General features: G+C 63.4%; 4 protein-coding genes. All 4 read left to right on the top strand.

All coding sequences use genetic code 11. From position 1 onward, the window contains the following. On the top strand, positions 1–472 hold a 472-nt coding region (locus tag EN939_RS29900), incomplete at its 5' end, for a DUF2214 family protein (RefSeq protein WP_245473207.1). 135 nt (positions 473–607) lie between these two features. Then, positions 608–1,585 carry a tripartite tricarboxylate transporter substrate-binding protein gene (locus tag EN939_RS29895; protein ID WP_127271256.1) on the top strand — a complete coding sequence of 326 codons (978 nt, stop codon included), beginning with the start codon at positions 608–610 and terminating at the stop codon, positions 1,583–1,585. A 75-nt stretch (positions 1,586–1,660) separates the two neighbouring features. Beyond that, positions 1,661–2,134, top strand: a complete 474-nt coding sequence (locus tag EN939_RS29890; protein ID WP_127271254.1) for a tripartite tricarboxylate transporter TctB family protein — start codon at positions 1,661–1,663, stop codon at positions 2,132–2,134. A gap of 10 nt (positions 2,135–2,144) precedes the next feature. Beyond that, the coding region (locus tag EN939_RS29885; protein ID WP_206528373.1) for a tripartite tricarboxylate transporter permease at positions 2,145–2,445 on the top strand (301 nt) is incomplete at its 3' end.

The following is a 2,445-nucleotide window of genomic DNA, read 5'->3' as shown; positions in this document are numbered from 1 at the left end:
ACCCCAGGGAAAGAGCATGGACACCACCGATCTTGTGCTTGCGATCTTCCATCATCTGCTGGTGTTTTCGCTGGCGGGAATCATCGGCGCCGAATTCGTCCTGATCCGCGGCGATCTGGGCGCTGCAACGCTCAAGAGGCTCGCCGGCATCGACCGCCATTACGGCATCATTGCCACGCTGATCATCGTCGTCGGCATCGGCCGCGTCTTCTATGGCCTCAAGGGCTGGGAATTCTACGTCCACAATTGGGTGTTCTGGGCCAAGATAGCGGCGTTCGTCGTGGTCGGCCTGCTGTCGATCATCCCGACCGTCCGCTTCATATCCTGGAGCAGGCAGGCGAGCGGCAATGCCTCGTTTCAGGTGCCGGCGGCCGAGCTTGCGTCCGTGAAGACCTACATCCGCGCCGAAGCTTTCATCTTCCTGCTCATCCCGGTCTTCGCCGCGGCGATGGCGCGTGGCTACGGCTATTAGGATGGCGCCCATCAGCAGTTTGCCGTTTGAGTCCGGTTGCAATCTGTTAATTTGCGCTAGTTGTTGCTCCATCTGCAGGGTGTTGAGAGGACCCCGCGCAGCGGTTGGAGATTTACGTATTGGGAGGAGATCACGATGAGAAGATTTGTCACCACTCTGGCTGCTGCTGCGGCCGTCGCGCTTTATGGGTTCACTGCCGGCGCGCAGACCTATCCTGAACGCACCATCACCGTTGTGGTGCCGTTTGCAGCCGGCGGCCCGACCGACACGGTCACGCGCCTCGTCGCCGAAGCGATGTCGAAGGATCTCGGCCAGCAGGTCATCGTCGAAAATGTCGGCGGCGCCGGCGGCACGCTGGGTGCCGGCCGCGTCGCCAACGCCGAGCCGGACGGTTATACGCTGCTGCTCCATCATATCGGCATGGCGACAAGTGCGACGCTGTACAGAAAGCTCGCCTACGACACGCTGAACGCCTTCGAATATGTCGGCCTCGTCACCGAGGTGCCGATGACCATCGTCGGCCGCAAGGACCTGGAGCCCACCGACCTCAAGGGGCTGGTGGAGTACGCCAAGGCCAACAAGGATTCCATAACCGTCGCCAATGCCGGCATCGGTGCGGCCTCGCATCTATGCGGCATGCTGTTCATGAGCGCCATCAAGACGCCGCTGGTCACCGTGCCCTACAAGGGCACCGGCCCGGCCATGACCGATCTCCTCGGCGGCCAGGTCGACATCATGTGCGACCAGACGACCAACACCACCAAGCAGATCCAGGGCGGCACCATCAAGGCCTATGCCGTCACCTCGCCGGAACGCCTCGATGTGCTGAAGGACGTGCCGACGGCGGTGGAAGGCGGCCTTCCCGATGTGCAGGTCGGCATCTGGCATGGTCTCTATGCACCCAAGGGCACGCCGGCCGAGATCACCGAACGCCTGTCGAAATCGCTGCAGGTCGCGCTGAAGGACCAGAACGTCGCCGCCCGCTTCGCCGAACTCGGCACCAAGCCGTCGCTCGAGGCCGATGCCACGCCCGCCGCACTGAAGGCCAAGCTGGAAAGCGAGATCGCGCGCTGGAAGCCGATCATCGAAGCCGCCGGCCAGTACGCCGACTGAGGTTTGAATAGGGGCGCCACCAGCGCCCCTATTCCGCTCGGCATCGCTACCCCAGTGCGGGCTTGGAGAACCATCATGAAACCTTTCGCGATCGACAGGGCCAACGGCCTGTGCGCCGCCCTGTTCATCGGTTTCGGCGCATGGTTCGCGCTGCAATCGCTCGGTCTCGAAATCGGCACCGCCTTGCGCATGGGGCCAGGCTATTTTCCGCTGGTCCTGGCGATCGTGCTGATCCTGCTTGGCGCGGTCATTCTCGTCCAGGCCGTACGCGTCGAGGGCGAAGCGATCGGGCACATTGCGTGGCGCGGCATGCTGCTCATCCTGCCTGCTCCGATCTTCTTCGGCCTGACAGTGCGCGGCCTCGGATTCATCCCGTCGATCTTCCTGACGGCGCTGATCGCGTCGTTTGCCAGCCGCCGCATGAAGCCATTGACCGCGCTCGTGCTGTCGGCCGGTCTGACGTTGTTTGCCTTCCTCGTCTTCAGCTACGCGCTCGGCCTGCCGTTCCGCCGCTTCGGCCCGTGGCTGGCCCCAGGGTCGGCATCGTGAGGCGATGAGCATGGATCTCCTCGACAACCTCGCGCTCGGCTTTTCGACGGCGACGTCGTTGACCAACCTCGGTTTCTGCCTGATCGGCGTCCTTCTCGGCACGCTGATCGGCGTCCTGCCCGGCATCGGCGCCACCGCGACCATCGCCATGCTTCTGCCCATCACCTTCCAGATCGGCGATCCGGTCTCCTCCCTCATCATGCTCGCCGGCATCTATTACGGTGCGCAATATGGCGGCTGGACCACCGCCATTCTCATCAACATGCCGGGCGAATCCTCGTCCGCCGTCACCGCGATCGACGGCTACCAGA

It is taken from the genome of Mesorhizobium sp. M7A.F.Ca.CA.002.05.1.1, from assembly GCF_003998335.1.
GTDB lineage: Bacteria > Pseudomonadota > Alphaproteobacteria > Rhizobiales > Rhizobiaceae > Mesorhizobium.
This window is presented reverse-complemented; position numbering and strand designations above follow the sequence as displayed.